Source organism: Alteromonas sp. G4i13 (genome assembly GCF_054960505.1).
On the sequence record NZ_JBHNYX010000053.1, the window covers coordinates 1 to 25,627 of the forward strand.

At 45.0% G+C, this 25,627-nt stretch carries 22 protein-coding genes and 1 pseudogene; 13 read left to right on the forward strand and 10 right to left on the reverse strand.

Annotated features, from left to right (window positions below; genetic code table 11):
- Positions 1–62: 62 nt before the first annotated feature.
- The 6 genes from ACFI6J_RS18820 to ACFI6J_RS18845 all read right to left on the reverse strand — a co-directional run bounded on the left by ACFI6J_RS18820 (position 63) and on the right by ACFI6J_RS18845 (position 6,887).
- A complete protein-coding gene (locus ACFI6J_RS18820) occupies positions 63–1,094 on the reverse strand; it encodes a DUF2955 domain-containing protein (protein WP_049585763.1) in 1,032 nt (343 codons plus the stop codon).
- Positions 1,095–1,103: 9 nt separating this feature from the next.
- Positions 1,104–2,177, reverse strand: coding sequence for an HlyD family secretion protein (locus ACFI6J_RS18825; RefSeq protein WP_101563754.1), 1,074 nt, complete (start codon positions 2,175–2,177; stop codon positions 1,104–1,106).
- On the reverse strand, positions 2,174–2,629 hold the full coding sequence (locus ACFI6J_RS18830; protein WP_014948722.1) for a MarR family winged helix-turn-helix transcriptional regulator: 456 nt from the start codon (positions 2,627–2,629) through the stop codon (positions 2,174–2,176). Before ACFI6J_RS18830 ends, ACFI6J_RS18825 begins: the two co-directional genes overlap by 4 nt.
- Positions 2,630–2,848: 219 nt before the next feature.
- The gene (btsR, locus tag ACFI6J_RS18835) at positions 2,849–3,577 is read right to left on the reverse strand and encodes a two-component system response regulator BtsR (protein ID WP_462586329.1); all 729 of its coding nucleotides are present in this window, start codon (positions 3,575–3,577) and stop codon (positions 2,849–2,851) included.
- 2 nt (positions 3,578–3,579) lie between these two features.
- The gene (locus ACFI6J_RS18840) at positions 3,580–5,271 is read right to left on the reverse strand and encodes a sensor histidine kinase (RefSeq protein WP_156086088.1); all 1,692 of its coding nucleotides are present in this window, start codon (positions 5,269–5,271) and stop codon (positions 3,580–3,582) included.
- Positions 5,272–5,393: 122 nt separating this feature from the next.
- Complete coding sequence (locus ACFI6J_RS18845; RefSeq protein ID WP_156086089.1) at positions 5,394–6,887, reverse strand: carbon starvation CstA family protein; 1,494 nt, start codon at positions 6,885–6,887, stop codon at positions 5,394–5,396.
- 1,020 nt (positions 6,888–7,907) lie between these two features.
- Between ACFI6J_RS18845 and ACFI6J_RS18850 the strand changes: the two genes are divergently transcribed.
- The gene (locus tag ACFI6J_RS18850) at positions 7,908–8,102 is read left to right on the forward strand and encodes a helix-turn-helix transcriptional regulator (protein WP_462586330.1); all 195 of its coding nucleotides are present in this window, start codon (positions 7,908–7,910) and stop codon (positions 8,100–8,102) included.
- An 11-nt stretch (positions 8,103–8,113) separates the two neighbouring features.
- Here ACFI6J_RS18850 and ACFI6J_RS18855 read toward each other — a convergent pair whose 3' ends face one another.
- Genes ACFI6J_RS18855 through ACFI6J_RS18865 form a run of 3 tightly spaced genes read right to left on the reverse strand, consistent with a single transcriptional unit; the run spans position 8,114 to position 10,603 of the window.
- On the reverse strand, positions 8,114–9,355 hold the full coding sequence (locus ACFI6J_RS18855) for a tyrosine-type recombinase/integrase (protein ID WP_462586331.1): 1,242 nt from the start codon (positions 9,353–9,355) through the stop codon (positions 8,114–8,116).
- A 1-nt stretch (position 9,356) separates the two neighbouring features.
- A complete protein-coding gene (locus ACFI6J_RS18860; RefSeq protein ID WP_037072267.1) occupies positions 9,357–9,626 on the reverse strand; it encodes a hypothetical protein in 270 nt (89 codons plus the stop codon).
- Between the two features lie 2 nt (positions 9,627–9,628).
- Entirely contained in the window at positions 9,629–10,603 is a 975-nt protein-coding gene (locus tag ACFI6J_RS18865; protein WP_462586332.1) for a ParM/StbA family protein, read from the reverse strand.
- A 464-nt stretch (positions 10,604–11,067) separates the two neighbouring features.
- Here ACFI6J_RS18865 and mobI point away from each other — a divergent pair, with 464 nt between their 5' ends.
- The 6 genes and pseudogenes from mobI to ACFI6J_RS18895 all read left to right on the forward strand — a co-directional run bounded on the left by mobI (position 11,068) and on the right by ACFI6J_RS18895 (position 16,001).
- A complete protein-coding gene (mobI, locus tag ACFI6J_RS18870; RefSeq protein WP_462586333.1) occupies positions 11,068–11,511 on the forward strand; it encodes a conjugative transfer protein MobI(A/C) in 444 nt (147 codons plus the stop codon).
- A gap of 37 nt (positions 11,512–11,548) precedes the next feature.
- A pseudogene (locus ACFI6J_RS18875) lies at positions 11,549–12,181 on the forward strand (transposase); the annotation flags it as partial.
- A gap of 183 nt (positions 12,182–12,364) precedes the next feature.
- Positions 12,365–14,860, forward strand: a complete 2,496-nt coding sequence (locus ACFI6J_RS18880) for a heavy metal translocating P-type ATPase (RefSeq protein ID WP_088585983.1) — start codon at positions 12,365–12,367, stop codon at positions 14,858–14,860.
- A gap of 20 nt (positions 14,861–14,880) precedes the next feature.
- Complete coding sequence (locus ACFI6J_RS18885) at positions 14,881–15,600, forward strand: HAD-IC family P-type ATPase (protein WP_226871916.1); 720 nt, start codon at positions 14,881–14,883, stop codon at positions 15,598–15,600.
- Between the two features lie 14 nt (positions 15,601–15,614).
- The gene (locus tag ACFI6J_RS18890; RefSeq protein WP_276309499.1) at positions 15,615–15,800 is read left to right on the forward strand and encodes a MerR family DNA-binding transcriptional regulator; all 186 of its coding nucleotides are present in this window, start codon (positions 15,615–15,617) and stop codon (positions 15,798–15,800) included.
- A 9-nt stretch (positions 15,801–15,809) separates the two neighbouring features.
- Positions 15,810–16,001 (forward strand): MerR family DNA-binding protein, encoded by a 192-nt coding sequence (locus ACFI6J_RS18895; RefSeq protein ID WP_276309500.1) that lies wholly within the window; start codon positions 15,810–15,812, stop codon positions 15,999–16,001.
- A gap of 165 nt (positions 16,002–16,166) precedes the next feature.
- On the opposite strand, the gene ACFI6J_RS18900 is transcribed toward ACFI6J_RS18895, so the two are convergent.
- Complete coding sequence (locus ACFI6J_RS18900; protein ID WP_105932867.1) at positions 16,167–16,619, reverse strand: Cd(II)/Pb(II)-responsive transcriptional regulator; 453 nt, start codon at positions 16,617–16,619, stop codon at positions 16,167–16,169.
- A gap of 81 nt (positions 16,620–16,700) precedes the next feature.
- Here ACFI6J_RS18900 and ACFI6J_RS18905 point away from each other — a divergent pair, with 81 nt between their 5' ends.
- The 6 genes from ACFI6J_RS18905 to ACFI6J_RS18930 all read left to right on the forward strand — a co-directional run bounded on the left by ACFI6J_RS18905 (position 16,701) and on the right by ACFI6J_RS18930 (position 25,415).
- Positions 16,701–19,166 (forward strand): heavy metal translocating P-type ATPase, encoded by a 2,466-nt coding sequence (locus ACFI6J_RS18905; protein WP_088585980.1) that lies wholly within the window; start codon positions 16,701–16,703, stop codon positions 19,164–19,166.
- 93 nt (positions 19,167–19,259) lie between these two features.
- On the forward strand, positions 19,260–19,664 hold the full coding sequence (locus tag ACFI6J_RS18910; RefSeq protein WP_088585979.1) for a helix-turn-helix domain-containing protein: 405 nt from the start codon (positions 19,260–19,262) through the stop codon (positions 19,662–19,664).
- Positions 19,648–19,917, forward strand: a complete 270-nt coding sequence (locus ACFI6J_RS18915; protein WP_212751624.1) for a hypothetical protein — start codon at positions 19,648–19,650, stop codon at positions 19,915–19,917. Before ACFI6J_RS18910 ends, ACFI6J_RS18915 begins: the two co-directional genes overlap by 17 nt.
- 311 nt (positions 19,918–20,228) lie before the next feature.
- The gene (gene lpxC / locus ACFI6J_RS18920) at positions 20,229–21,176 is read left to right on the forward strand and encodes a UDP-3-O-acyl-N-acetylglucosamine deacetylase (RefSeq protein ID WP_088585977.1); all 948 of its coding nucleotides are present in this window, start codon (positions 20,229–20,231) and stop codon (positions 21,174–21,176) included.
- Positions 21,177–21,396: 220 nt separating this feature from the next.
- Positions 21,397–21,831 carry a Cu(I)-responsive transcriptional regulator gene (cueR, locus tag ACFI6J_RS18925; protein ID WP_088585976.1) on the forward strand — a complete coding sequence of 145 codons (435 nt, stop codon included), beginning with the start codon at positions 21,397–21,399 and terminating at the stop codon, positions 21,829–21,831.
- 143 nt (positions 21,832–21,974) lie between these two features.
- The gene (locus tag ACFI6J_RS18930) at positions 21,975–25,415 is read left to right on the forward strand and encodes a molybdopterin-dependent oxidoreductase (RefSeq protein ID WP_073661981.1); all 3,441 of its coding nucleotides are present in this window, start codon (positions 21,975–21,977) and stop codon (positions 25,413–25,415) included.
- Positions 25,416–25,627: the final 212 nt, after the last annotated feature.

Consider the following 25,627-nt stretch of genomic DNA (forward strand, 5'->3'; position numbering starts at 1 on the left):
AAGTAGCAAATCAACTTTTCGTCCACAAATTTTAACCGGTAAGCGTTATAACTACAGGTCTTTTAAGTAAACGTGTGGTGTCGTGTAGGCTGGAATTTGTTAAGTAGACTGTGTACTACATAAATAACGCACAGGCTAAGTGCAATAGCTACGACTACCGATGAAAAGCGATACAGCGCACTATAAAAAATATCCTGTTGTGGAGAGAGTGACTGGCCGTACAAAATGCCAAATGTGGTAAGTACGCCAAAGCCCGTGCCAGCACCACCACCGCTAAGTACATGCTGGCGGCTGATGAAAAATACCAATATCCATAAGCTGAAACTTGCGAAAAACAACGTGTCACTGTAGTTGAGCAAAATGAGCTGGGCGAGCAGGGCAAGATTACATCCAATTAGCGTGCCCAGCGCTCGCTGCCAGCCACTCAATGTGGCTCCTTTCCAACACAGTGGAAAAAGAATCAATACACTTGCTGCTTGTGCTGATATCGAATCTACTAAGTCGAAGGTTTGAAATACAGCAAACGATAGCGTGGCGACAGTGGTGCATAATATGACTTCGTGGCGAATACTTGCTTTATCTTTTGCCGCTTTGGGTAAAGGCGTGCGCGGCTCCTCATCGGGAAAAACAATATGCAAAGCGAATGCAATTATTAATGCCAACAGAATTGCACCGATGTTTGATATCACTAATGCGTAGATATCTATTCCATCGCTGCTGTAGCTGGCAAAGTGTAGCTGCAGCGAAAGTCCTACAAGGGAAAACGCACCGAATAAATACAGCGTACCTTTACTCATTTGCCAAAACAGAAAAGCGAAAGTGATGGCGATTAGCGGCGTGATCAGCAATGGGTGGCTTCCGAACAAGCCGTATACCACTAAAACAGCCGCCGCCGGAAAGATAGTTGCGGCAAGAAATTGTCGAATAATGTGACCATTTAAAACGGCTACCAGTCCAAGCAACAAAATAGGGTACAAGGTAAAAAATATCGGATTAGGCCAATCCAGCGCTTTCGATATAGCAAAGCCCAACGTGGCGCCGGAGGCGATCCTAAGCATCTGCTGGACATCATTTTTACTTAGCTGTGAATCCATAATTTAAGTCTAATAAATGAAGTGCAGCAGGCTTATAAAGTGAATTTGAATGTTCGCTGCCACACTTTCAATAGGGTTGTCTGGAACTATCTGCACGGTAGCGCGAGCGCCACTGGTGAGGTGGCTTAACGATATTTCTTGTTCTTCAAGCTTAATGTGGACACGTTGGCGCTGTGCATCTCGTACCCATCGATTCGACTTTTCAACGCTTGCAAGGGTGCCGTTGGCGGCAAGTTGGCCGTCGCTTACACCAGCTTCAAATTCTTCCACTTTAGCTTCAAATACTTTACCCGGTAGTGCATCAAAAACGACGTTAGCGCGAATGCCTTCTTTTACATTGGCGAGTGATTTCTCTCGAAAATCTGCAACCACATCTAGCGTGTTATCGACAACTGAGGCAAGGGGCGTACTTTGTTTAGCATAAGTGCCTTGAGTTACCTGCATGTTTGCCATTATGCCGTCATGCGGTGCTTTAATTTTGGTATAGGCTAAGTTCAACTCTGCCCGTTTAACCGCATTTACCGCTTCTAGATATTTTAGATTTTTGTCACCTTGCTTACCTCTTGCAACAACTTGCTGGTTTAGATCGGCTTCAAGCGCACTAATTTCGGCTTCAGCGCTTTTAAGTTGCGCGTACGCTTTGTCCACGTTTTGTTGAGATACCGCTCTAGTTTGAACTAAGGAATTAAGTCGTTGAAATTCACTGTTGCGTTCGTCGTAAACCGCCGATGCAGCCTCTATCTTTGCTCTAATCGCTTCCGCTTTCGCATCTATCTGAGCATTCTCTAACTCTACATTTGCCAAATCAATTTGCGCCTTTTCAAGGGCAATTAGGTAAGGTGTCTCATCTATAACAAATAAAACCTGCCCTTCCTTGACGGTTTGGTTATTTTTGACAAGCACCTCGTTTATCGGCCCATTTATCTGAGGAGAGATTTGCGTGACCTGATGATAGACTCTCGCCTGTGGTGTCATTGGCATGCGTATATCTGCAATAATAAAGTAGATAAAACAGATGGCAAAAGCGACTAAAGCCAGCTTTATGTACCTAGCAAATTCCTGATCTGGGGTTCGTTGACTCACTTAAGTGACTCCAATAATTTTGCGGCATTAACTTCAATTTTTTGAACACATTTAGCCATAATGCGTAACTCTTCTTCAGATACTCCTGCGTACACTTCATCTCGCAGCGCCATCAATGTACTTTCGATATCATTCATTCGACCTTTGCCCATATCTGTGAAGTAAAGTAAGCGACTTCGTTTGTCGTTAGTATCTGTAACGCGTTTGATTAACCCGGTAGTTTCGAGCTGTTTAATTGTGCGAGTTAAGCTAGGCATTTCTATTTCCAAGCTTTCAGCCACCATCTGTTGCGTACAGCCCTCACCAAGTAATGACATATGAATCATTACGCGCCATCTTGACTCTGTAAGGTCGAGATGAGCGACCGATTCAGTGACAGTTCTTCTGCACTTTTGCGCAGTGCGGGCAAAAAGCGCAATAAGTTGAAGTGGCATAGGTTCTGAAAATGACATGTAAAAACCGTTAATTTAATTAGCATGCTAACTATTTTATTTGTTTAGCATGCTAAGTAAATGGCATTGAGATGAGAAAGAGATTTTGCAAGTTGAGCGTGAATTGAACGGGGGAAGGCTCTCCATTGAGCAGGAAAATGGGGAAATTTCCTTACGGTGCCCGAAAATCAGGCATACTCTCTCAGTCCTTTTTAAGTTAATGCAGCCTTTGTGGAGTGATTAAAGCGTTAATAACGACTTTAGCTTTTTGAGATATCGACGGCTCACGGGAACTGAATCTCCCGTCTTCATTAGAAGCGTAGCAAGGCCATTATCCAGGAGTTTAATTTCCGCAACGCATGATAACCTCACCAAGTATTGACGGTGACATCGAACAAGCGCGGTTCTCTCTTCTAAGGTTTTCAATGTGAGCTGCGTGTCTGCTTGTTGTTCTAGCGATCTAACATGTACGCCCGCCACATCGCTGTAAGCAAAATGAATATCAGATTCGGGTAGCAGTAATATGCGCTGATGACCTACGCAAGGAATATGTACTAACGTGGGGGAGGCAATAGCGTCAATGTCAGTTTGGGGCTGAGTTCTCTTTTTAAGCCTGGCAACTGTTTTATCAAGCCGCTCTGGTTCCACAGGTTTGAGCAAGTAATCAAACGCGTTATCTTCAAATGCCTGAAGGGCATACTGTTCAAATGCGGTGACCAGCACAACATAAGGCATGGTGTCTAAATCAAGCATAGCCAGCATATCGAGTCCAGAGAGCTGGGGCGTTTCTATATCAAGAAATATAACATCCGGACGGTGTTGTTTAATTAATGCCAACCCCTCTATGGCGTTCGCGGCTTCCCCTAAGACATGTACTTCATTGGTTTCGTTGAGTAACTGGCAAAGCTCCTCTCTGGCGAGCGGTTCATCGTCAATAACAAGCGCGCGAAATGCTGAGTTCTTAGTCATTGTTAGCCCTGATGAGAATGATAGTGAGTGTGTGGAATGGAAAAGGACATCCGAGTGAACTGGTTAGTTCGACACTCGATCACCAGGCCTGCTCGTTGACCAAACTGATGAATAAGCCGTTTATCTACAATATCCATCCCTAAACCTGCGTGTTGTTTTTTTGTAGGTTTGTACAAGCCAGCATTATCTTCAACGAGAATGTGAATGTGGTTATCTGTTGTACATCGTACATTCAAAGTTAAATGCCCACCCTCTATTCGTTGGGCGATACCGTGTTTAACCGCGTTCTCAACCAGTGGCTGTAACGTAAAACTTGGTAGAAGCGCTGACATGGCAGCATCGTCACACTTGATGGTAACCTGTAGGCGTTCGGCAAAACGCGCCTTCTCGATTGCCAGATAAGCATTAACGTGGTCAATCTCTTCTTTTAGTGTCACCACCGCGGTGTTTAGCTTTAAGTTTATTCTAAAAAAGCGTGACAAGCTTAGCACGAGCTCTCTGGCCCTTTTGGGATCGCGACGAATAATAGCGCTAATCGTATTGAGCGCGTTAAATAGGAAATGAGGGTTGACCTGTGCATGCAGCAGCTTGATTTCAGACTGTGAGAGCAGATCTTTTTGCTGCTGATACGCGCCGTAAACAATCTGACTTGACAGTAATTGAGCGATACCTTCTGCCATTGACAGGGTAACCGTCGACATAAACTTCCGTTTGGGTTCGTAAAGCTTAATGGTACCTACCACCTCAGAGCCTGAGTGAAGTGGAATAATCAACACTGAACCCAGCGGACAACTTTTGTTTAATGTGCACTGATAAGGGCGCTCAGCGCCATCTAAATGGACTATTTTGTTATTGTTCAGTGACTCCATTGTACTTGATGACGATATGGGGGTGTTTGGTAGGTGATGATCGGCACCCGTTCCGATAAACGCCAGAATCTTTTCTTTATCAGTAATCGCTACCGCACCCACATTCGTTTCTTCATAGATAATACGTGCTACTTTTTCTGCATTAACTGGGGTGAATCCAGATGTGAGCACGCCCACTGAGCGATCTGCTATGGATAGTGCACGTCGTGAAAAAGTGGCAGAGTACTTTTCAAAAATCGTTTTTTTGTCAGATAAGATACTGATAAAAAGTGCGGCCCCCACAGAATTTGCAATGACCATAGGTGCGGCTATAGCGCTGACCAGTGCGTAAGACTTTTCAAAAGGCTCGGCAACGGTAAGCAGTATAGCCATCTGAAACAACTCTGCTATGAAGGTAATGACACCAACTTTCCATGGGTTGAAAAGATCTAGACTTTTGTTCTGGCGAACATAGTAAACGTGCATGAGGCCGCCAATAAGACCTTCCAGCGTGGTGGAAATAGCGCAGGCAACATCAGTAAAACCACCCAATGAATAACGATGGAGGCCGCCGGTCAATCCTACGGCAAACCCAACTACTGGACCGCCTAGTAATCCTCCTATAACTGCCCCAATGGCTCTGGTATTGGCAATGGCGTCGTCTATTTGCAGACCAAAATACGTGCCCAGAATACAAAAGGAAGAAAAAACTACATACACCAAGTAGCGGTGTTTGCGATGAGAAGAAATGCTGAGAATAGGAAGAAAAAGCGGTGTTTTACTCAGCATATATGCGAGCACAAGATACACACACATTTGTTGAAGTAGCGAAAGTATGAGTTCCATGCTTGCCAATATTACCGCCGGTTAAAAATGAGCCTCATTATAACCCATGTCAAAAGTACAAATTAAATAGCCGCCCTATATAAAGGGCGGCTCATCATATTACACGTGTTTAGTGTAGGTAGTTACGCGTCTACCGGTTGGGAGGGCTTTTCAACATTCACAGATGATGGCTCAAGCGGCGCTTCACCTTTCCCCTTGGAAATTCGAATGAGGTAAACCGTGGTTATTAGCGATGCGATAAGCCCGATGGTTGTCGATACATTCATCGCCATACCGAAACCCAAGGTGTCGTTGTTTAGAATAAAGGTAACGCAAACGGCCGTCATAAATATTGCTGGTACCGTAGTTATCCAGTGCAGTTTATTATGTCTTAGTAAGTATGCAGATGCGGTCCACAGCATCATGACGGCTGTTGCTTGGTTGGCAAATCCGAAGTAGCGCCAAATAACGCCGAAATCGACTTGGGTAAGAATACCGCCAAGCACAAACAATGGGGCGGCCATGAACAAGCGGTTACGTATACCTTTTTGTTCAACGTTAAAGTACTCGGCCATGATAAGACGACTTGAGCGAAATGCGGTGTCGCCAGACGTAATAGGAAGAATAACCACGCCAAGAAAAGCCAGTACGCCACCAACAACACCTAAAAGACCGAATGATGAGGCATAGACAACGTTTCCAGGGCCACCATTGGTAATAGCTGCCGATAGTCCTTCTAAATTGTCGAAGTAAGAAAGGGCAATGGCACACCAGATAAGGGCAATCACACCTTCACCTATCATTGCACCAAAAAACACAAAACGTCCGTTCTTCTCGTTCTCCATACAGCGAGCCATAAGTGGGGACTGGGTGGCATGAAATCCAGAGATAGCGCCACAAGCAATAGTGATAAAGAGCGCCGGCCAAAGAGGCATATCGTTAGGATTCAAATTCGTCAGCATATCACTTGCCGTGAATTGGCTAAGTATCGAGTGCTGGTCAGAATAGCTGGCAGCGGCTAATAATCCCACCGACATGAAAATAAGAAGGGCTCCGAAAAACGGATAAAAACGACCAATAATTTTATCTACGGGAACAATGGTAGCCAAAATATAGTAGGCAAAAATAATGGCGACCATGGTGCCAACTTCAACATGCCATGATGTCTGATCATTAACGAGATTTGTGATCATGCCTGCGGGCGCTGAGACAAAAACTACACCTACCAGTAGAAGCAGCACAATAGCGAACAAGTTCATAAAGTGCTTAGCGCCTCGGCCCAAATAACGGCCAGATAAGCTAGGCACAGATTCACCATTGTTGCGAACTGACAGCATGCCTGAGAAATAGTCGTGAACAGCGCCGGCAAAAATGCACCCTAATACAATCCAAAGCATGGCAGCTGGGCCATATAGTGCACCCATAATAGGGCCAAATATAGGGCCTACGCCAGCAATGTTGAGAAGCTGAACGAGATACACCTTCGGTGTAGACATGGGAACAAAGTCTACGCCGTCTTTTTGGCTATGTGCAGGAGTGGGGCGTGCTGGTGTGACGCCAAATACCTTCTCAACAAAGGCGCCATATATAAAGTAGCCAGCAATAAGCGCGGCTACGCAAATTAGAAACAATATCACAGGGCGTTGTCCTTATTTTTATAAATAGGGTTTATAAAAAGGGTCTGTCACTTGTGTTGTAAACGGTGTGTACAACAATGTTTGAAATAGGTTAACGATGTGAAAGTGTGTATGCATGAAAAAAAGCAGTGAGTGGTCGCATAGCAAATTAAGCGGTAGGGAGTATGTAATTTCGCTCTACTGTTACGTGCAGTAAAATGCTAAAATCCGCGCAATTAATTACCAAGCCGTATCAAGCGTTTTACCGCAATACTGAATTTGCGCGGAAAAGCATTGCTTATCCGTTATAAAACGCGCCTGTAAGTAATTGTTTTACAGGGATAATAGATAACGAAGATAAGTATTGATGTCAGATAAGAAGCTTCTAGAAGAGATTAAAAAGCGACGTACGTTCGCAATCATATCGCACCCTGATGCCGCCCAGCCTTTCAACGCTTAAAATCACCTTTCATTGCACACCACAATCACATCTCTACGTACTGAATTTAAAGGCTTTTTGTCTTTTTCTCGTTTCTTTGCTTTTCAATGATGTTCAAGCGTAACCTCGGAAAGTGTGTACAAACTTGAGTACAAATTCCGTTTTAGAGGCCTTTGGCGAAAATTCCATGACACAAATCTGGCTATAGGCCTTGTGGTTACTGGGTTTGATGCAGAAAGTACCTCCTGCTTTTGGTACTTTGGTTTCTACATTACAAAAGCGGAATAATTGCGATCATCTCTAGTTTTTTGTTTATAAGCTTATGAATTTAAAGGGTTCGTCATTGTGGTTTTTGGTGTGTCATCGTTGCGAGTGTACAAACAGTGTGTACAAATTTTTCTCGTTAGGCGTGTTGATTGCTATTCATGACACAAACCGCCTTGTAGCCCTTGTTATTCATAGGTTTGAGCTGAAAAGTACCTAATAGCAACATTTGTGTTTTGATAAGGCTGATCTTCTGAACAAATCATGCATCTTTCTGACCATCAAAAAGCGGTGAATAAGGCGATGATAGCTTTACATTGATTTTCAGGAGAATGCAGATGACAGCAGTAGCGCACCAAGTAACCCCTTTTCTAACGTCCTACGAAGTGATGGCTCGTTACCACATTAGCTATACGACGCTCTGGCGAAGAATAAAATATGGCAGCTTGCCGCAACCTCGTATCAACCGAAATACACGAAACAAGCTGTGGCACATTGAAGACTTGGAAGAGTATGAGAAGAAAGAGGACTGAGCCTCTTTCTTTTATTGTCCGAAACGCCAGTTGAATGGAAAGCCTGTCGGCTCGATGATGGTTTCTAGCTGTTGATACCAAACGTCGTAAGCATGACGCATTTCATCCAGGTACTGATATTGGTTGTAGATAGCATCCAGCCCTTTTTTGCTGTGGCCAATCATCAACTCGGCAACTTCTTGCGTGGTGATGGCTGACATTCGCGTTCGCATCGTTCTGCGAAGATCATGCATAGACCAATGTTCCATCTCAACACCAAGCGATCTCCGAGCCCAGATTTTCACATTGTTAGGAATAGTGGTATCAAAGCCATTTGTGGCAAGCTCTTCTTGTCCGTTCGCGGGAAACAAGTAAGTTGATTTGCTCATCTGCATCGCCAGTTCAATCAGCTCAATAGCTGGTTTAATCAATGGCCGCATGATCGGCGCTCCAATTTTATCTCCTTGTTTACGGATCTCTATAGGCACTGTCCACATTGCAGATTGCAAGTCAAAGTGATGCTTTTCAGCTTGAATGAGTTCTCCCTTGCGCCCTCCCAATAAGAGAAGCAGTTTTATGTAGATGCGATTCTTCTCAGTGATTTTTGACTCATGTAAATAACGCCAAAGTATCCTGATTTCGTTGTCGTTTAGCACCCGAGTTCGTTTGCCTTTCTTGCCGCCGACTTTCTTTGCAGTGATTCCAGCGGCAGCGTTAATTTCCAAAATCTGTTCATCTATCAGCCAGTCATAGAACTTATGCAGTACAGACACTAGGCGTTCTGTGTTTGAAGGGGACGACTCCGAAACCTCACGAAGACAGTTACGCAAGGATAATTCATTGATGTCAGTTAATGGGTACTTGCCAAGTCGGGGCAGCAAATATATTTCACTGCTGCGTTTTTGGTAGTGCCACGTTGTCTCCTTTAGCCCTTGCTTACCGGCAGAGTCTATCCAGTCTCGAAAAATCGATTCGAAGCTTTGATTGGCAGAATACTTGGCCCGTTCCTGCTGTAGGTAGAGCTTGGGGTTTCTGCCCTGGTCGAGTACAGCCCTTAACCTATCCAGCTCATTCCTAGCTTCAGCAAGCTTCATAAGTGGGTAAGTACCTATGTCTACCCGCTGTTGCTTGCCATCGAAACGATAACGAAACTGAAAAACAATTTTGCCCTTGGGCGATACCCGAGCACTTAGCCCATCTCGGTCGGCTTTTACTACGGTTTCTTTTGCTTCTTTATTTAACCTGGCATCGAGCCAGCTAACTGATAACGCCATGTTATAAGCCCAGCCCTAGTTTTGATTTTAATGATTGTTTACGTGATTCTGCTTTGGGTTCAGGCGCTTTACTCACAGAAGTAATTTCAACTTCTGGAGCATGGCCATCCACCTGTACAGATGTCGTGGATAGATTGGGTTGGCTCATGTGAATTAACCCAAAGGTGGCCAGCATCCTCAGACGCTCAGCGCGTTCCCGTGGTGGCGTCTTTTCCAATTCTTTGAGTAGTTCTGGGTGGCTCCCTGGGGGAATGTTGACGACAACTCTCATGATCAGGCACCATAAAACCAGAAGCCTCGGACGTTCGCCAAAACAGACTGCTCAGGCACGATGATCTTGCTTCGTGAAAAAATCTCCTTGGCCGCTTCCTTATAAGCCAGGGCTCCGCCTCCGGCGATCAATACCAAGTCCGCATTGATGCTTTCGTCACGCATGGATTGGCGCATGGCTGTAAGAGCAACAGGCGCTACCTTTTTCATGGCAGCATTCAGATAAGGTGAAATATCGACTTTTTCTCCAAATAGCAGCACTTGCAAGTCGCCGGTTCTCATGGCTTTTTCAAGTCGATCCATGCCGACTTTGGCACCATGATCTTCCGAAATCAGCTTATCAATGGTTTCCAGTAGCACGGACATTGCCTGAAGACTGGTTCCTGAGGAGCTGTAGCGAATTTCTCCAGCCTCAAGGGCAACCCAGTCAACAGAAAAGAAGCCGGGATCTATGACGACGACACGACCTTCTTCAATCAAGCCCAAATCACCACCTGTTTGAACCAGATCCATATAGGCACCGGCAGGCTGCGGCAGCACTTTGACATCATGAACGGTGATGCTGCGCTTTGGCGTCACTTGATGGACACCTTTTAAACGCTGTACAAGGTCAGACTTACGTTGTGGTTCATTAAACTGGGAAACCGGTAATCCAGTGACAACCAAATCGATGGATTCTGTTTCAGCCATTAACAAGGCGGCATGAAAAAGCGCCCTATAGGTTTTTGTGGTGGGATATTCCGGGTGAAGCTCTCGTTCCCAGCCTTGAAGGCGTCCAGCAGGAACACCAGCGGCCCAACGCTCATTATCGACAGACACATACAAACAAGTGTCATCATCGCCTCCACCGATACGCTCTGGCATACGATCCGCAGGACCGGCACCCGCAGGTAGAATAATGGTTTTCGGTTCACTGCCTGATTGGCCAATTGCCAACTTCAGGTTTGAGTAACCGATATCTACGCCTAGTACAAACATACTTATCTCCTGTGCACTCAAAGTGCTCTAACGGTTTTCAATCAACCGCACTGGCCATGCTTGGGCTATTCCAAGTGCTCTGGCGGTTCACTCAAATGTCATTATCAGGATTCGGTGCACTGGCGGTGGGCAGAAAGGTGACAAATCCTTTCATCTATCTGCCTATTGCATTTTCGCAAAAGTATGAGAATAGGCTCTGTTTGGCGGCGGATGACTGAGCTAAAAAAATCGAGACGCCAAACGTCGTTTGCATTCTGGCCTGAACTCGCCAAACGGTTTGTATCTTCATGGCGATACGTCTTTTTAGGCGTTTTTAAGTGAAATCGGTCTGTATCCCTTGTCAGGTATGGGATTGAGCGAGTCGATTTATATCGAGACGCCAAACAGTGATTGTGACGGCAGTTTTACGTTTGGCGTTTCGATCCAAAAGCCAAACGGATAGTGGTTTTGGCTTTTGGGGTTAATTGGATGGGGAAATTGGTTTGGTAGAAATCGTCAATGAACAATGGAAAGCAGAGGTATCAGATTTACTTCAGCAAGAAACGGACAGGCTAAAAGCGCTGGCACGAGCTGAAGTTGATGACTTTTGGGTTACCCATTACAAGGTTCGAGAGAATGAGCCCTTTAAAGACTGGGGTCTGCTTGGTGTCCGTATCAGAGACTTTAAGTATGGCTTTGGCATAGAGTGGTACATCAACAGTTTTCACGGTCAACGAGGCAAGCGCGTGGTCTTTAGCAAGGGTCTGCGTATTTCAAAGACGAAGCTGAGATACTCATTTTTGGACTGCCAAGGTCTAGCCAAAGAATGGGAGCTAGCGCTGGCCATGGAGAAAGAAGAATTTTTCAGTGAAATTCGACGCCAGGTTGATAAGCTCAACATGTTGCGTCGCAAAGTGAATGCCTATTGAGTTAACTGCGCTATTTCACTCGCGGTAACTGGTCTGTTTGTTGCCTGCTAAGAAAGGGGTTAAATACATCCTTCTGGACGATGAGGAGAGCGACGACATGTTGGTAGAAATGAACGTCTCACCACAGGCACGCAAGAAAAATCCTAACCTACCTGAAAAATGGCAAGTCAGAGCCGTTACATATCAAGTACAAGGTAAGCACAAAACCGTGTTTACGTCTTTGCCGAGGGAAGAGTACGACGGAGAATTGGTCGCTGAGCTTTACCATGAGAGATGGTAAATTGAGTTGGGGTATCGAGACATAAAAAGTTCGATGCAACACAACGCTTTAGTACTGAGGAGTAAGACGGTGGAGCTTGTCTATCAAGAACTATGGGGGGCTTTTACTTGGTTATAACTTGGTGAGACGAGAGGCCAGTCAAGCGACAGTAGAGCATGGTCGAATGCCCAATGAAATCAGTTTTAAGTACGCTTGTCAGTTTATCGCGAGTCAACAAAGGTCATGTGCAAAGAGGTGTCTCCCGGTAATACGGCAAAGCGTCTAAAAAGTCTGCGAGGAGACTTATCCATCCTTTTTATAGACAAACGCCCTAAGCCAAATAGGCCTAGGGCGGTAAAAATATCAAAGACCCGATATCCAGTTAATCGCAAGGCAGCTCCGCTTAAGTGAACTACATTGCAGCAAAAAGCTGGGTTTTATCGATACTCTGACACATGAACATGTGTTCATGTAAAGGATTTTATGACGATTTCTTCCACGGTATCGGCATGTTCAAAATAATGCGCTTGACCTTCCCACGATGGTAAGCCTTAAGGTTGTTCTTTATCTGAACATAACGATGAGAAATACATCATGAGCATTCAAAAAAAACAGCATTCTAATGATGGTGAAACTCAAGTCAGTTTGCCCATTGAGGGAATGACTTGTGCAAGCTGCGTTGGACGAGTTGAAGCCGCTCTGGCTAAGGTTGAAGGTGTACAAAGCGTAAGCGTTAACCTTGCAACTGAGCGTGCAGATATCCGCCTAAATACATTAGTTAATCGTATGGCGTTGGTTGAAGCAGTTGAAAAGGTCGGCTATGAGGTTCCCCAAGCTTCTGTAGAGTTATCAGTTCAGGGCATGACATGTGCATCATGCGTAGGGCGTGTCGAAAAGTCGCTCCGAGCGGTTAAAGGTGTAAAAGAAGCCACTGTTAATTTAGCGACTGAAAGAGCCACTGTTCGTGGAACCGCTGGAGCTGATGACCTCATAACTGCTATCGAAAAAATCGGTTATGAAGCCAGCCTGGTTGATAACCAAAGCCAGAATAATGATGATACTGCAGAAAAAAAAGATATTGAAAAGGCTGCGTTGAAGAAAGATTTATTTTTGGCGACTGTACTTGCGTTACCAGTATTTATTCTGGAAATGGGGTCGCATGTGATACCGGGAATGCATCAATGGATAATGGATACCATTGGGCTCCAGGAAAGCTGGTATCTCCAGTTTGTGTTAACATTGCTGGTGCTGGCTATTCCGGGACGGCGCTTTTACGTGAAAGGTTTTCCCGCGTTATTAAGACTTGGCCCAGACATGAACTCTCTCGTCTCCGTCGGGACTCTCGCTGCATTCGGTTATTCAATGGTTGCGACCTTTGCTCCGGGTCTTCTGCCTCAAGGTACCGTCAATGTGTATTACGAAGCAGCTGCGGTAATCGTCGCTCTTATTCTTTTAGGACGATTCATGGAGGCGCGGGCTAAAGGTCGAACGTCTGAGGCTATCAAGCGTTTGGTTGGATTGCAGGCCAAAGAGGCGCATGTGCTGCGTAACGGTATTGTCATCGATATTCCCATCAGCGATGTAGCCCTTGATGACATTGTCGAAGTTCGACCAGGTGAGCGGGTACCGGTTGATGGTGAGGTGAGCGAAGGAACAAGTTTTGTCGATGAATCGATGATAACGGGGGAGCCTATCCCCGTCGAGAAAGTTCCCGGAAGCTTAATGGTTGGCGGGACTGTTAACCAGAAAGGAGCATTGAGGTTGCGTGCAACAGCCGTTGGTGGTCAGACGATGCTGTCACAAATAATCAGAATGGTAGAGCAAGCCCAGGGCTCTAAACTACCCATACAAGCTGTGGTCGATAAGGTGACATTATGGTTTGTTCCTGTGGTGATGCTGGCAGCGTTGTTAACTTTCCTTGCCTGGTTAACATTTGGGCCATCACCGGCCCTGTCTTTCGCACTGGTTAATGCCGTGGCTGTGTTGATCATTGCCTGCCCATGTGCAATGGGATTGGCTACCCCAACCTCTATCATGGTAGGTACTGGCCGTGGTGCAGAAATGGGGATCTTGTTCCGTAAGGGAGAAGCTCTGCAGTTGCTTAAAGATGCCAAGGTCGTTGCTGTAGACAAAACTGGCACTTTGACTGAGGGACGCCCAGTAATGACAGATCTGGAGTTGGCTGAAGGGTTTGAGCTTGACTTAGTATTAGCAAAAGTTGCCGCTGTTGAATCACGTTCGGAACATCCTATTGCCCGCGCTATCGTTGAGGCCGCTCTAGGAAAAGAGATATCACTGCCGGTGTTGACTGAGTTTGATTCAATTACTGGGATGGGCGTCAGGGCTACCGTAGACGGAGAGCGCGTAGAGATTGGGGCTGATCGATTTATGCGTGAGTTAGGCTTGGACATCGAATATTTTTCAAAGACTGCGATACGCCTTGGAAACGAAGGGAAATCTCCACTCTATGTTGCTATCGATGGACGTCTGGCAGCCATTATCGCAGTCGCTGACCCTATTAAATCAAGTACGCCGATTGCCATAAATGCATTGCACCAACTGGGGCTCAAAGTCGCAATGATTACAGGTGACAATGCCAATACAGCAAATGCGATAGCGAGACAGCTGGGTATTGATGAAGTGGTTGCCGAAGTGTTGCCAGAAGGGAAAGTTGAAGCAGTTCGTCGGTTGAAGGAGTCTTACGGTAAGGTCGCTTATGTTGGTGATGGCATTAATGATGCCCCAGCTTTAGCTGTGGCAGATATTGGGCTTGCAATTGGTACAGGTACCGATATAGCGGTGGAATCTGCTGATGTTGTCTTAATGTCCGGCAACCTACAGGGTGTGCCTAATGCTATTGGATTGTCTAAGGCAACAATAGGTAACATCAGGCAAAATCTTTTTTGGGCGTTTGGATATAATGCCGCATTGATCCCTGTAGCAGCAGGCTTGCTGTACCCTGCCTATGGATTGCTGCTTTCGCCAATCTTTGCTGCAGGCGCGATGGCGCTATCCAGTGTATTTGTTCTGGGCAACGCACTTCGTTTGCGTCGGTTCCAGACTCCGCTGGCAGAAGACTCTGAGCACTAGTAGACGGAGAGCGCGTAGAGATTGGGGCTGATCGATTTATGCGTGAGTTAGGCTTGGACATCGAATATTTTTCAAAGACTGCGATACGCCTTGGAAACGAAGGGAAATCTCCACTCTATGTTGCTATCGATGGACGTCTGGCAGCCATTATCGCAGTCGCTGACCCTATTAAATCAAGTACGCCGATTGCCATAAATGCATTGCACCAACTGGGGCTCAAAGTCGCAATGATTACAGGTGACAATGCCAATACAGCAAATGCGATAGCGAGACAGCTGGGTATTGATGAAGTGGTTGCCGAAGTGTTGCCAGAAGGGAAAGTTGAAGCAGTTCGTCGGTTGAAGGAGTCTTACGGTAAGGTCGCTTATGTTGGTGATGGCATTAATGATGCCCCAGCTTTAGCTGTGGCAGATATTGGGCTTGCAATTGGTACAGGTACCGATATAGCGGTGGAATCTGCTGATGTTGTCTTAATGTCCGGCAACCTACAGGGTGTGCCTAATGCTATTGGATTGTCTAAGGCAACAATAGGTAACATCAGGCAAAATCTTTTTTGGGCGTTTGGATATAATGCCGCATTGATCCCTGTAGCAGCAGGCTTGCTGTACCCTGCCTATGGATTGCTGCTTTCGCCAATCTTTGCTGCAGGCGCGATGGCGCTATCCAGTGTATTTGTTCTGGGCAACGCACTTCGTTTGCGTCGGTTCCAGACTCCGCTGGCAGAAGACTCTGAGCACTAAGATAAAGGGGAGTTATGAACATTGGTAAAGCATCGAACGAATCAGGAATCTTCGCAAAGATGATTCGCTATTACGAGCAAATTGGTCTGATTCCTGCTATAGGTCGTACCGAAGCAGGCTACCGTGATTATGCACCCAATGATGTCCACCGTCTGATTTTTATCCGCAGTGCGCGTGACCTTGGTTTTTCTCTTGAATAGATAGCCGATTTGCTCAAGTTATGGAATGACAAATCTCGCCAGAGCGCCGATGTTAAACGTCTGGCACAAGAGCATATGGATGATTTAGAGCGACGTATGGAAAATATGCAACGAATGGCATATACACTCAGAGCTCTGTTCAAAAGCTGTGCTGGGGATGAGCGATTTGAATGCCCAATACCAGACATTAATGACCGCTGATGCTAAAAGCCATCCCGGTAAGAGAGAAGGGGCGGTGCAACGTAGTTCTCGTGGTAACGAAATGGAAAAAGCCCGACCCCTTATTTTAAGGGCATGATGGCGTAGCACAAAGCTGTATGGGCTAGTGTTACGCCATCAGTCTAATCAACTTATAAGCGCACACCACTAATGCACCCCCCCCAAGTGGTCAGTTGGTACGGTTAAAGGAAGATCACCATTCTCTTCATCAGCAGTCAATTTCTGTACTATCCCGCATTCGTCCACGCTCCGGTCTGAGCTGCAATAGCCATTAAGTTCTTTTAGTTGTGTTTCCAGGGCTAATAGCTCTTTAATACGATGCTGAACATGCGTGAGATGGGCACTGATTATTGCATCAATGGGGCCACAGTCTTTACCGCGATTATTAATTGCCAGTAGCAATGCACGTATTTCCTCATGAGTCATATCAAGAGAGCGGCAGCGTCGGATAAATAACAACTTTTCCAGATGAGTATTGTTGTAACAGCGGTAGTTATTTTCAATATCTCTTAATGGAGCTTGAAGTAATCCTTTTTTCTCATAGTACCGAATAGTTTCCACCGGACAACCCGCCTTACGGGCCAATTCACCAATTTTCATGCATCCCCCCTTATGCACTTGACCCTGTAGTTAGATCAGGGTCTTTAATAGTCAGTATAGTTAGCAGATGAGGAAATGAAAATGAGTGGTGGTGTAAAAAATAGCAAAACCCCTGCAGGAGACGAAGCGGCTAGTTGCTGTGAAACGTTCAATTTAGGGACAGGACTCCGGGTTAAGAATACTGGTGAATCACATAAAGCAAATGATCATGCACATGATCAGAAGGCTCATAATCACAATAAATGCAGTGATGACCATTCCCATGAAGGCCATAATCATGATGCCCATAGTCATGGCGGCGAAGGGCATTCGCATGATGAGCATAATCATAAGGGATGTAACCATGATCATGCCGCGCAAGAGCATTCTCATGAAGGCCACGATCACGGCCATGAGGGGGATTGTTGCTCCGCGGCTCCAGAACAATTGAGTAGCCTGGGGGGCTCGCAGGTTGTGGCTGGTGGATTACGGACAGAAATTCGCATTATGCAGATGGATTGTCCTGTTGAAGAAAATCTTATCAAAAAGAAACTGGGTGGAATGAGCTCTGTTAAAGAGCTTGATTTCAACCTGATGCAGCGTGTTTTGACTGTAACTCATACACCGGATTCGCTTGAAGCGATCATGGCTGCAATTCGCTCGTTGGGATTCGAGCCAGAAGTTTCGGATAATACTAGCGGCAAGAAAAATACCCAGGAGAAAAAAAAGCCCTGGTGGCCATTAGCTCTGGCTGGCGTAGCTGCTCTTGCAGCCGAAGTGATGCACTGGGCTGATATGCCTGACTGGCTCGAAGCTGGGTTGGCTTTGATAGCAGTGCTTTCTTGTGGTCTGACAACCTACCAAAAAGGTTGGATTTCGATTCGCAATGGCAACTTGAATATCAATGCACTAATGAGTATTGCCGTTACTGGGGCTTTGGTCCTTGGGCAGTGGCCAGAAGCGGCGATGGTTATGGTGTTATTCACCATTGCTGAACTAATAGAAGCCAAATCACTCGATAGAGCCAGAAATGCAATAGGTTCACTGATGAACCTGACTCCTGAAACTGCAATGGTCCAACAAGCTGATGGAACATGGCAGGAAGTTGACGCCAGTAGCGTACAACCGGGCAGTATTGTTAGGGTAAAACCAGGTGAACGAATTGGTCTCGACGGAGAAATCGTCAAAGGTCAAACCACCATTAACCAGGCTCCAATTACAGGTGAAAGTATGCCTGTCGATAAAATCGCGGGCGATACAGTATTTGCTGGAACAATAAATCAGTCAGGCTCTTTTGAATATAAAGTCACTGCAGCTGCAAATAATACAACCCTTGCGCGAATCATTCATGCTGTTGAGCAGGCGCAAGGTGCCAAAGCAGCTACACAACGTTTTGTTGACCGCTTTTCCCAGATTTATACCCCAGTCGTTATGGGTATTGCTGTTGCGGTTGCTGTATTGCCACCATTGTTTGGGGCAGGAACATGGCAGGAGTGGATCTATAAAGCTTTAGTTATGCTTGTCATAGCGTGTCCATGTGCCCTGGTTATTTCTACGCCAGTAACGATTGTCAGTGGACTTACTGCAGCTGCTCGCAAAGGGATTCTCATTAAAGGCGGTGTTTATCTTGAGCAGGGACGTAAGCTAAAAGCCCTTGCGCTGGATAAAACAGGAACTATTACCCATGGGAAACCAGTACAAACCGACGTAATGGTATTCAATGGATGGAGCGAGCGTGAAGTTCGTACTACTGCAGCTAGTCTCGCTAGTTACTCTGATCACCCTGTTTCACTGGCAATTGTGAATGCTTCTGCTGATTTGAAAAAGCAGGATGTTGACAGCTTTGAAGCGATTGTTGGGCGAGGTGTGCATGGCGTAATTACAGGTAAGGATTTTTACCTTGGAAACCTGCGTTTGACAGAAGAACACTTTAATTGTCCATCAGAGATTAAAGCAACAGTACAAAGGCTGGAAAGCCAGGGTAAAACAGTTATTTTACTCAATGATGGTAAGCAAGTGCTTGGGCTGTTCGCTGTTGCTGATACTGTTAAAAACAGCAGTCGTGAAGCGATTGAACAACTTCATGAACTTGGCGTTAAAACTATTATGCTGACTGGTGATAACCCACATACAGCTAAAGCAATCGCATCTCAGGTTGGAATTGATGAGGCTCGAGGGAATCAATTGCCAGAAGATAAACATCGTGCAGTTGAAGAGCATTCACGGATTGGAATCACTGGGATGGTTGGTGATGGTATCAATGATGCACCGGCTCTGGCTGCAGCTGATATCGGTTTTGCTATGGGAGCAATGGGTACTGATACGGCGATTGAAACTGCAGATGTAGCTTTAATGGATGATGACCTGCGTAAAATACCAGCCTTTGTGAAATTGTCCCGACAAACGTACAGCTTACTTGTACAAAATATCAGCCTCGCTCTAGGTATTAAAGCCGTATTCCTTGTACTCACGCTCATGGGAATGGGAACCATGTGGATGGCTGTATTTGCTGATGTTGGTGCCAGTCTTCTGGTTGTGGCAAATGGCCTGAGATTATTACGAAAATAAAGAGTTGGGTCTCTGAGTTCTTCATGGACGACAGACTCAGAGACCGTATTCTGGTTTGAACATATTTATCGAATATGGTTTGAGGGGGAGCGGATGGACACCAAAAAATATTCTGAAAGTGTTGTCGAAGATATTGTACAGTGGGTTGAATGTTCATTGAATAAAACCTTGCCAGTAGAAATCATTGCTGAAAAATCTGGTTATTCACGATGGCATTTTCAACGTTTATTTAAACAGGCGACCGGCATTGCGCGGGGTGAATATGTTCGCTCTCGTCGATTATCCTGCGCTGCCATCGATCTGAAACTAACTTCCAGAACAGTTCTGGACATTGCTCTTCAGTATGGTTTTGATTCGCAACAAACTTTCACGAGAGCTTTCAAAAACAAGTTTCATCTTCCTCCCGGTCGGTACCGTAAGCAAGGGAGTTGGGATTTATCAGCGCTGTGTCCATCTTTACTTTCAGACGATGAGGAGAGATATGCCAATGTTAGTTAATGACCCCGTATTGATTCCTATGATAGAAGAGCTGGCTGATAAATATAATAAAATGCAGGATTTTTTAATCGATGATGAACCTTGTATTGATATCGTACGGTCGGTGTATGAGTTGGAGTGCACCGTTAGCGAATTCAAAAAAAGAATTATACTTCAACATATTTCCTATTGCCATTCAGATGAATGTGATGACCCTGACCTGCATGTGGCCCTAATTGACAATATAAAAAATATACTTGACTATCTTGAATAATTTTACAAGAAGGGGGTTAGGTTTTCTTAAAACCATTTGTGTTTTGGATGAATAAATATTTTTAATTCACTGATTTCCATATGGTCTCAACCATAAGGAATATGATGGTAACTAACTCGGGTCAGTCAGTGCGACTCGTGCAAGATGCTTCATGTGTATATCGTATAAAAGCTTGACCCTATATCAACTTTAGGGTTTTAATGGAACCAAGTCGAGAGTAGCGAGGACGATGAACAGGGCAATAGGGGGAATCATTAATGGAGCCTTGTTGCAGACGTTCTGCCTAGTCGCTAGAGCAAATAGAGGTCTCCATGATCAAGCAAAAAACTATCAAGAATATTGTTGAGTTAAACGGTATTGGCTTGCATAGCGGTAAAACCGTTAACATGAAAATCATGCCTGCTGGTGCCAATAGTGGCATACGGTTCCGTAGAACAGATGTAACTCCTGTTGTTGATATTCAGCTCCGTGCCGATCAGATTCATGACACTATGCTGGCAACAAGCATTATCAACCCTCAGGGAGTTCGAGTTTCAACAATCGAACATTTCCTCTCTGCGGTGTCCAGCATGGGACTTGATAACCTCTTGGTGGAGCTCGATGCTCCAGAACTTCCCATTCTCGATGGGAGTGCCAGAGGATTCATATATTCAATAATGCACGCTGGTTTGATAGAGCAGTGTGCGCTAAAAAAATATCTGCTGATAAAAAAAACGGTTTCCGTAAAAGATGGCGACAAATGGGCTCTTTTGCATCCAGACTCTAAGTTCTCGATCGATTTTATGATTGATTTTAAGCATCCCTTGATTTCTGCTGAGACCAATAGATTAAATATTGAAGTGTCGAAAGAAAACTATATTGGCGAGATTGCTGATGCCAGAACTTTTGGATTTGTTCGTGATGTAGAACTTCTACAACAAAAAGGTCTTGGGTTAGGGGCAAGTTTGAATAATGCGATAGGTCTTGATGAATATAGCGTTCTGAACCCGGAAGGTCTGCGATTTAACAACGAACTTGTGCGACATAAAACACTGGATGCGATTGGAGACCTCTTCGTATCAGGCCATAATATTATTGGCGCCTACCATGCTTATAAGTCAGGTCATGCATTAAATAATAAGTTGATGCTTGCGTTGTTGAATGATGTCGAATCATGGGAATTAGTGAGTGTTGGCGAATATAAAAATGATTCCACTAGAGATAGCATTCTTTCTAAACCCAAAGAAGAGTGTTTTGAGTCATTAAGTATGTGGTCATAAGGGAGATGAGTATTTTCGTCACATCTGGTTTCTTATACAGCTTATCTTGATGATCTTTTTTCTTGACCTTACCGCCACAGGAAGGTTTAGGCTGGATATCGACTCAATATTGATGAGCCAGACGGTAACCGTATCACTACGTATGCAAGGTAAGAGCGCCGGAAACGACGTCATTTGAAACTGGATCTGGTATCAACAGAATACATTTTGGGAGGTAAGGATGAACATTGGTGATGCTGCCCGGTTATCCGGAGTTTCCGCAAAAATGATCCGCTATTATGAAGAGGCGGGATTAATACCGGAAGTAGCCAGAACTGCAGCCGGGTATCGGATGTTCCGCGATATTGATGTGTACAAATTACATTTTATACGCCGATGTCGGGAATTAGGTTTCTCTCTGGCACAAACAGGGGAACTTCTCTGTCTGTGGGGGAACCATTCGCGCCAGAGTGCTGATGTAAAAAAATTAGTCGAGTCACACATCAACGAGTTGACGCGAAAAATTCAAGAATTTCAGCGTATGGCATCAATACTTACAACGCTTTCTGATTGCTGTGCAGGGGATGATAAGCCTGAATGCCCTATTTTGAGTGCACTGTATCTTGCAGATGTTAACGGTTTACAAAAATCAGACTCTGGTCCTGAAATTTCTTAGCCGCAATCCATAGATGACAGTAATTTCAACTGAAATTACGCCTACAAAACAAGATGACATTAATTGGGTTAGTAACTCTTGGGTAAAAAGAAATCAATGTGGTTTTTAAAGAATATTAACTGTTTTTAGTAGTGAGGTTTCCAATGTCAGATATTATTCCCGGATATTGCACACTTTGCCGTTCGCGGTGTGGGACGCTGAGTGAAGTAGCAAATGACCACCTGATCAAGGTACGGGCTAACCCTGAACACCCTAATGGTAAGGCCATGTGTATGAAGGGGAAAGCGGCACCTGAGCTGGTGGACAGCGCAAATAGAATTCTGTACCCGATGAAGAGAACTCATCCTAAAGGTGCAGAGGATCCGGGCTGGCAACGTATAAGTTGGGAAGAGGCTATGTCAACGATAGCCGGACAACTGGAAAAATTTAAACGAGAGGATGGAGCTGAATCTGTCGCTTTCGGCTTTACGAGCCCAAGCGGTACCCCCCTCAGTGATGCAATTGAATGGTTAGAGCGATTTGTTCGTATCTATGGCAGCCCAAATACCAGCTATGGAACTGAGATATGTAACTGGCATAAAGACGTTGCACATCGATGGACCTTTGGCTGCGGCATTCCTGTTGCTGATTATTCCCATGCCGATCTTATTCTTCTTTGGGGGCATAACCCCGCGAATACTTGGCTTGCCCAGGCTAGTGCGATTGGTACTGGTCGAAATAACGGCGCAAAACTGATTGTCGTGGATCCTCGCCCGACACCCTTAGCGAAAGAAGCAAATGCCTGGCTTGATGTCAATCCTGGAACTGACGGTGCATTAGCTTTGGGGTTAAGCCATCTCCTGGTAGAACGAAACCTGTTTAATCATGAGTTTGTTCGAAACTGGACTAATGGTCCTTTGTTGGTTCGAAATGATAATGGTTATTTTCTTCGGGAAAAAGATATTAACCCACTTGCCATCAGTAATCGCTATACAGTTTGGGACGAACACAACCAGCAAGTCACATTTATCGATTCCGAGACTCGAACTGAAGAAACGCTGATGCCTACAGCTGCACTTGAGGGCAATGTTGAAGTCGCAATAGCTGATGGTGCAAAAATTTCCTGCCAAACGGCGTTTTCATCTTTTAAAGATATGTTGGCTAATTATGACCCAGAAAACGTAAGCCGTATCACCGGGGTATCTGTTGCGTCAATTGAAGCCGCTGCGAGTTTGATTGCCGGGGCCAAGAAAATCGCCTACCACAGTTGGTCTGGAGTGGCTCAACACACTAATGCCACCCAAACAGAACGTGCGATTGCGACACTGTATGCTTTAACCGGTTGTTTCGATCAGGAAGGATGTAATCGAATCTATGCCAGCCACCCGGTAAATGTGGTTAATTCACCGACATTGATGCCTAAATCACAATGGGATAAAGCATTAGGCCTTGAAGAAAGGCCTATCGGGCCGCCTTCACAAGGTTGGGTTCATTCTCAGGATATCTGGCATTCAGTATTAGAAGGTACACCCTATAAAATTCGCGGGTTAATTGGCTTTGGTGCCAACATATTACTTTCACAAAGTGATACTTCTCTCGGACAACAGGCGCTTGAGGCGCTTGAGTTTTATGCCCATGTAGATTTGTTTGAAACGCCTACATCAAAGTATGCTGATATCCTTCTGCCAGTTAACACTGCCTGGGAGCGCGAAGGCCTAAGAACCGGGTTTGAAAGTAGTGCTGCTGCTCAGGACCACATTCAGTTGAGAAAAAAAATGGTCTCTCCGCGCGGTGAAAGCCGTTCCGACCTTGAGATTGTTTTCGATCTTGCATGCCGGTTAGGAATGAATGAAGCGTTCTTCGACGGCAATATTGAGGCAGCCTGGAATTATCAACTAGAACCATTAGGTTTGACTGTTGAGATGCTCAGAAATAAGCCAGAAGGTTACGATATCCCGCTTGAGCATAAAGTCAGAAAATATGCTTTCAGAGACCCAAATAGTGGATATCTGGCAGGTTTCAATACAGAAACAAAACGTGCAGAGTTTTACTCTGAGATCCTTCATCACTATGGTTACAATCCTTTACCTGAGTATGTACAGCCGCAAGAATACCAGCGCAACGATCCTGATTATCCATTAATGCTGACATCCGTTAAAAGCGGATTCTTCTGTCATAGCCAACATCGAAGCCTGACTAGCCTACGAAAAAAAGCACCTTATCCAACGGTAGACATTTCGGCAACTCTGGCTGACGAAGAAGGTATCAAGACGGGGGATTGGGTAGAAATTGAAACGAGAGCAGGTCTTGCTCGATTTAGAGCAAAAGTGGAAGCCAAACTCTCTCATGAAACTGTAATTGCTGAGTTTGGGTGGTGGCAGGCTTGTCCTGATTTTGGCAAACCTTCATACCCGGTTAAAGGTGAGTACAGTAGCAATTACAATAGTTTAATCAGCGGTGATAGCTATGATCCAGTCAGCGGTGCTTTACCTTTGCGTTCATTCCGCTGCCGCATTCGCCGCTTGAATGATTTTGAGCTGATAAGGCGCCCCTGGGAAGGTCGTAAAACATTCAAAGTCATTGAACTGAAAAAAGAAGCAGATAATGTTACGACAATTACCTTCCAATCGAACAGTGAAGGCTACTTACCTGATTATGAACCGGGCCAGCATATCACTGTTAGCTGTTGTCCGATGAGCGATTCTGAAGAGATCGTTACCCGGGCGTATTCGCTGACAGGCCCTGCGTTTGTTCATGACCGTAAAACCTATTCCATTTCTGTCCGTCATCAGAAAGCGACTGATGAGAAAGGTGAGTATGTTGAAGGAATAATGTCATCCTACATAAACACGCATTTGCAGATAGGCAAGGATGTTGAACTTACCCCTCCTGGGGGGAATTTCATTGTCCCGCTCAATGCCGTCCAGCCTGTCGTAATCTTTGCTGGCGGTATTGGAATTACTCCATTCATTTCCTATCTGGAGTCTATTAACCCCCAAGCGGAAGGTCCGGAGATCTGGCTTTTCTATGCTAATCAAAATAGTAGGCTACATGCGTTTAAGAAAAGAATTGCGGAGCTAAATGCGTCTATTGACAGGCTTAAAGTAATTAATATCTACAATCAGCCCCTCGACTGTGATATTCCAGGATTGGATTATGATAGAGCTGGTTACGTTGGTGCGGGAGATGTCGAGGCATATCTTATTGAGAATAATGCTCGTTATTACATGTGTGGTCCGCAGCCTATGATGGATGCGATATCGCGAGGGCTTCAGGAGAGAGGTGTACCTGCATTTGCTATTTTCTACGAGATATTTCGTTCTCCAGCAAAAATAAATAATGATCCCTCATTACGTCATAAAGTCATTTTTGCAAAATCAGGAAGAACAGAGATTTGGACCACGGATAAAGGTACTCTACTTAATTTTGGGGAAAAGCTTGGGATTCAAATGCCTAGTGGTTGTCGTGTTGGACAATGTGAAAGCTGTTCAACTAGGGTGATTGCAGGGAACGTACAGCATCTGAATGGTGTGGAGCCCTCTGATGAGGGGGCATGTTTGACATGTCAGTGCATTCCTGCCGGTGATATCACGATTGATGCTTGAGGTAAGTACTAGCTATTAGCATCCTTTACATCAGGCCATTTCAGTGGCCTGATTTTTTCTATGAATAACATTATGTTTTAAACAATTTTCAATTTTTTGTACGAATTCACCTCAATAGCCGATTTAATCAATTTTATCAGTGCGATCTTTCTAAGTTTTTATCATCCTCCCCCTTGACCTTCCAGTTACTACAAGCTTTAGCCTGTAAGAAA

Coding starts and splice junctions, on each gene's coding strand:
- ACFI6J_RS18820 (WP_049585763.1), bottom strand. CDS start 1,094: ATGGATTCACAGCTAAGTAAAAATGATGTCCAGCAGATGCTTAGGATC.
- ACFI6J_RS18830 (WP_014948722.1), bottom strand. CDS start 2,629: ATGTCATTTTCAGAACCTATGCCACTTCAACTTATTGCGCTTTTTGCC.
- btsR (WP_462586329.1), bottom strand. CDS start 3,577: ATGACTAAGAACTCAGCATTTCGCGCGCTTGTTATTGACGATGAACCG.
- ACFI6J_RS18840 (WP_156086088.1), bottom strand. CDS start 5,271: ATGGAACTCATACTTTCGCTACTTCAACAAATGTGTGTGTATCTTGTG.
- ACFI6J_RS18850 (WP_462586330.1), top strand. CDS start 7,908: ATGACAGCAGTAGCGCACCAAGTAACCCCTTTTCTAACGTCCTACGAA.
- ACFI6J_RS18855 (WP_462586331.1), bottom strand. CDS start 9,355: ATGGCGTTATCAGTTAGCTGGCTCGATGCCAGGTTAAATAAAGAAGCA.
- ACFI6J_RS18860 (WP_037072267.1), bottom strand. CDS start 9,626: ATGAGAGTTGTCGTCAACATTCCCCCAGGGAGCCACCCAGAACTACTC.
- ACFI6J_RS18865 (WP_462586332.1), bottom strand. CDS start 10,603: ATGTTTGTACTAGGCGTAGATATCGGTTACTCAAACCTGAAGTTGGCA.
- ACFI6J_RS18880 (WP_088585983.1), top strand. CDS start 12,365: ATGAGCATTCAAAAAAAACAGCATTCTAATGATGGTGAAACTCAAGTC.
- ACFI6J_RS18890 (WP_276309499.1), top strand. CDS start 15,615: ATGAACATTGGTAAAGCATCGAACGAATCAGGAATCTTCGCAAAGATG.
- ACFI6J_RS18900 (WP_105932867.1), bottom strand. CDS start 16,619: ATGAAAATTGGTGAATTGGCCCGTAAGGCGGGTTGTCCGGTGGAAACT.
- ACFI6J_RS18905 (WP_088585980.1), top strand. CDS start 16,701: ATGAGTGGTGGTGTAAAAAATAGCAAAACCCCTGCAGGAGACGAAGCG.
- ACFI6J_RS18910 (WP_088585979.1), top strand. CDS start 19,260: ATGGACACCAAAAAATATTCTGAAAGTGTTGTCGAAGATATTGTACAG.
- ACFI6J_RS18915 (WP_212751624.1), top strand. CDS start 19,648: ATGCCAATGTTAGTTAATGACCCCGTATTGATTCCTATGATAGAAGAG.
- lpxC (WP_088585977.1), top strand. CDS start 20,229: ATGATCAAGCAAAAAACTATCAAGAATATTGTTGAGTTAAACGGTATT.
- cueR (WP_088585976.1), top strand. CDS start 21,397: ATGAACATTGGTGATGCTGCCCGGTTATCCGGAGTTTCCGCAAAAATG.
- ACFI6J_RS18930 (WP_073661981.1), top strand. CDS start 21,975: ATGTCAGATATTATTCCCGGATATTGCACACTTTGCCGTTCGCGGTGT.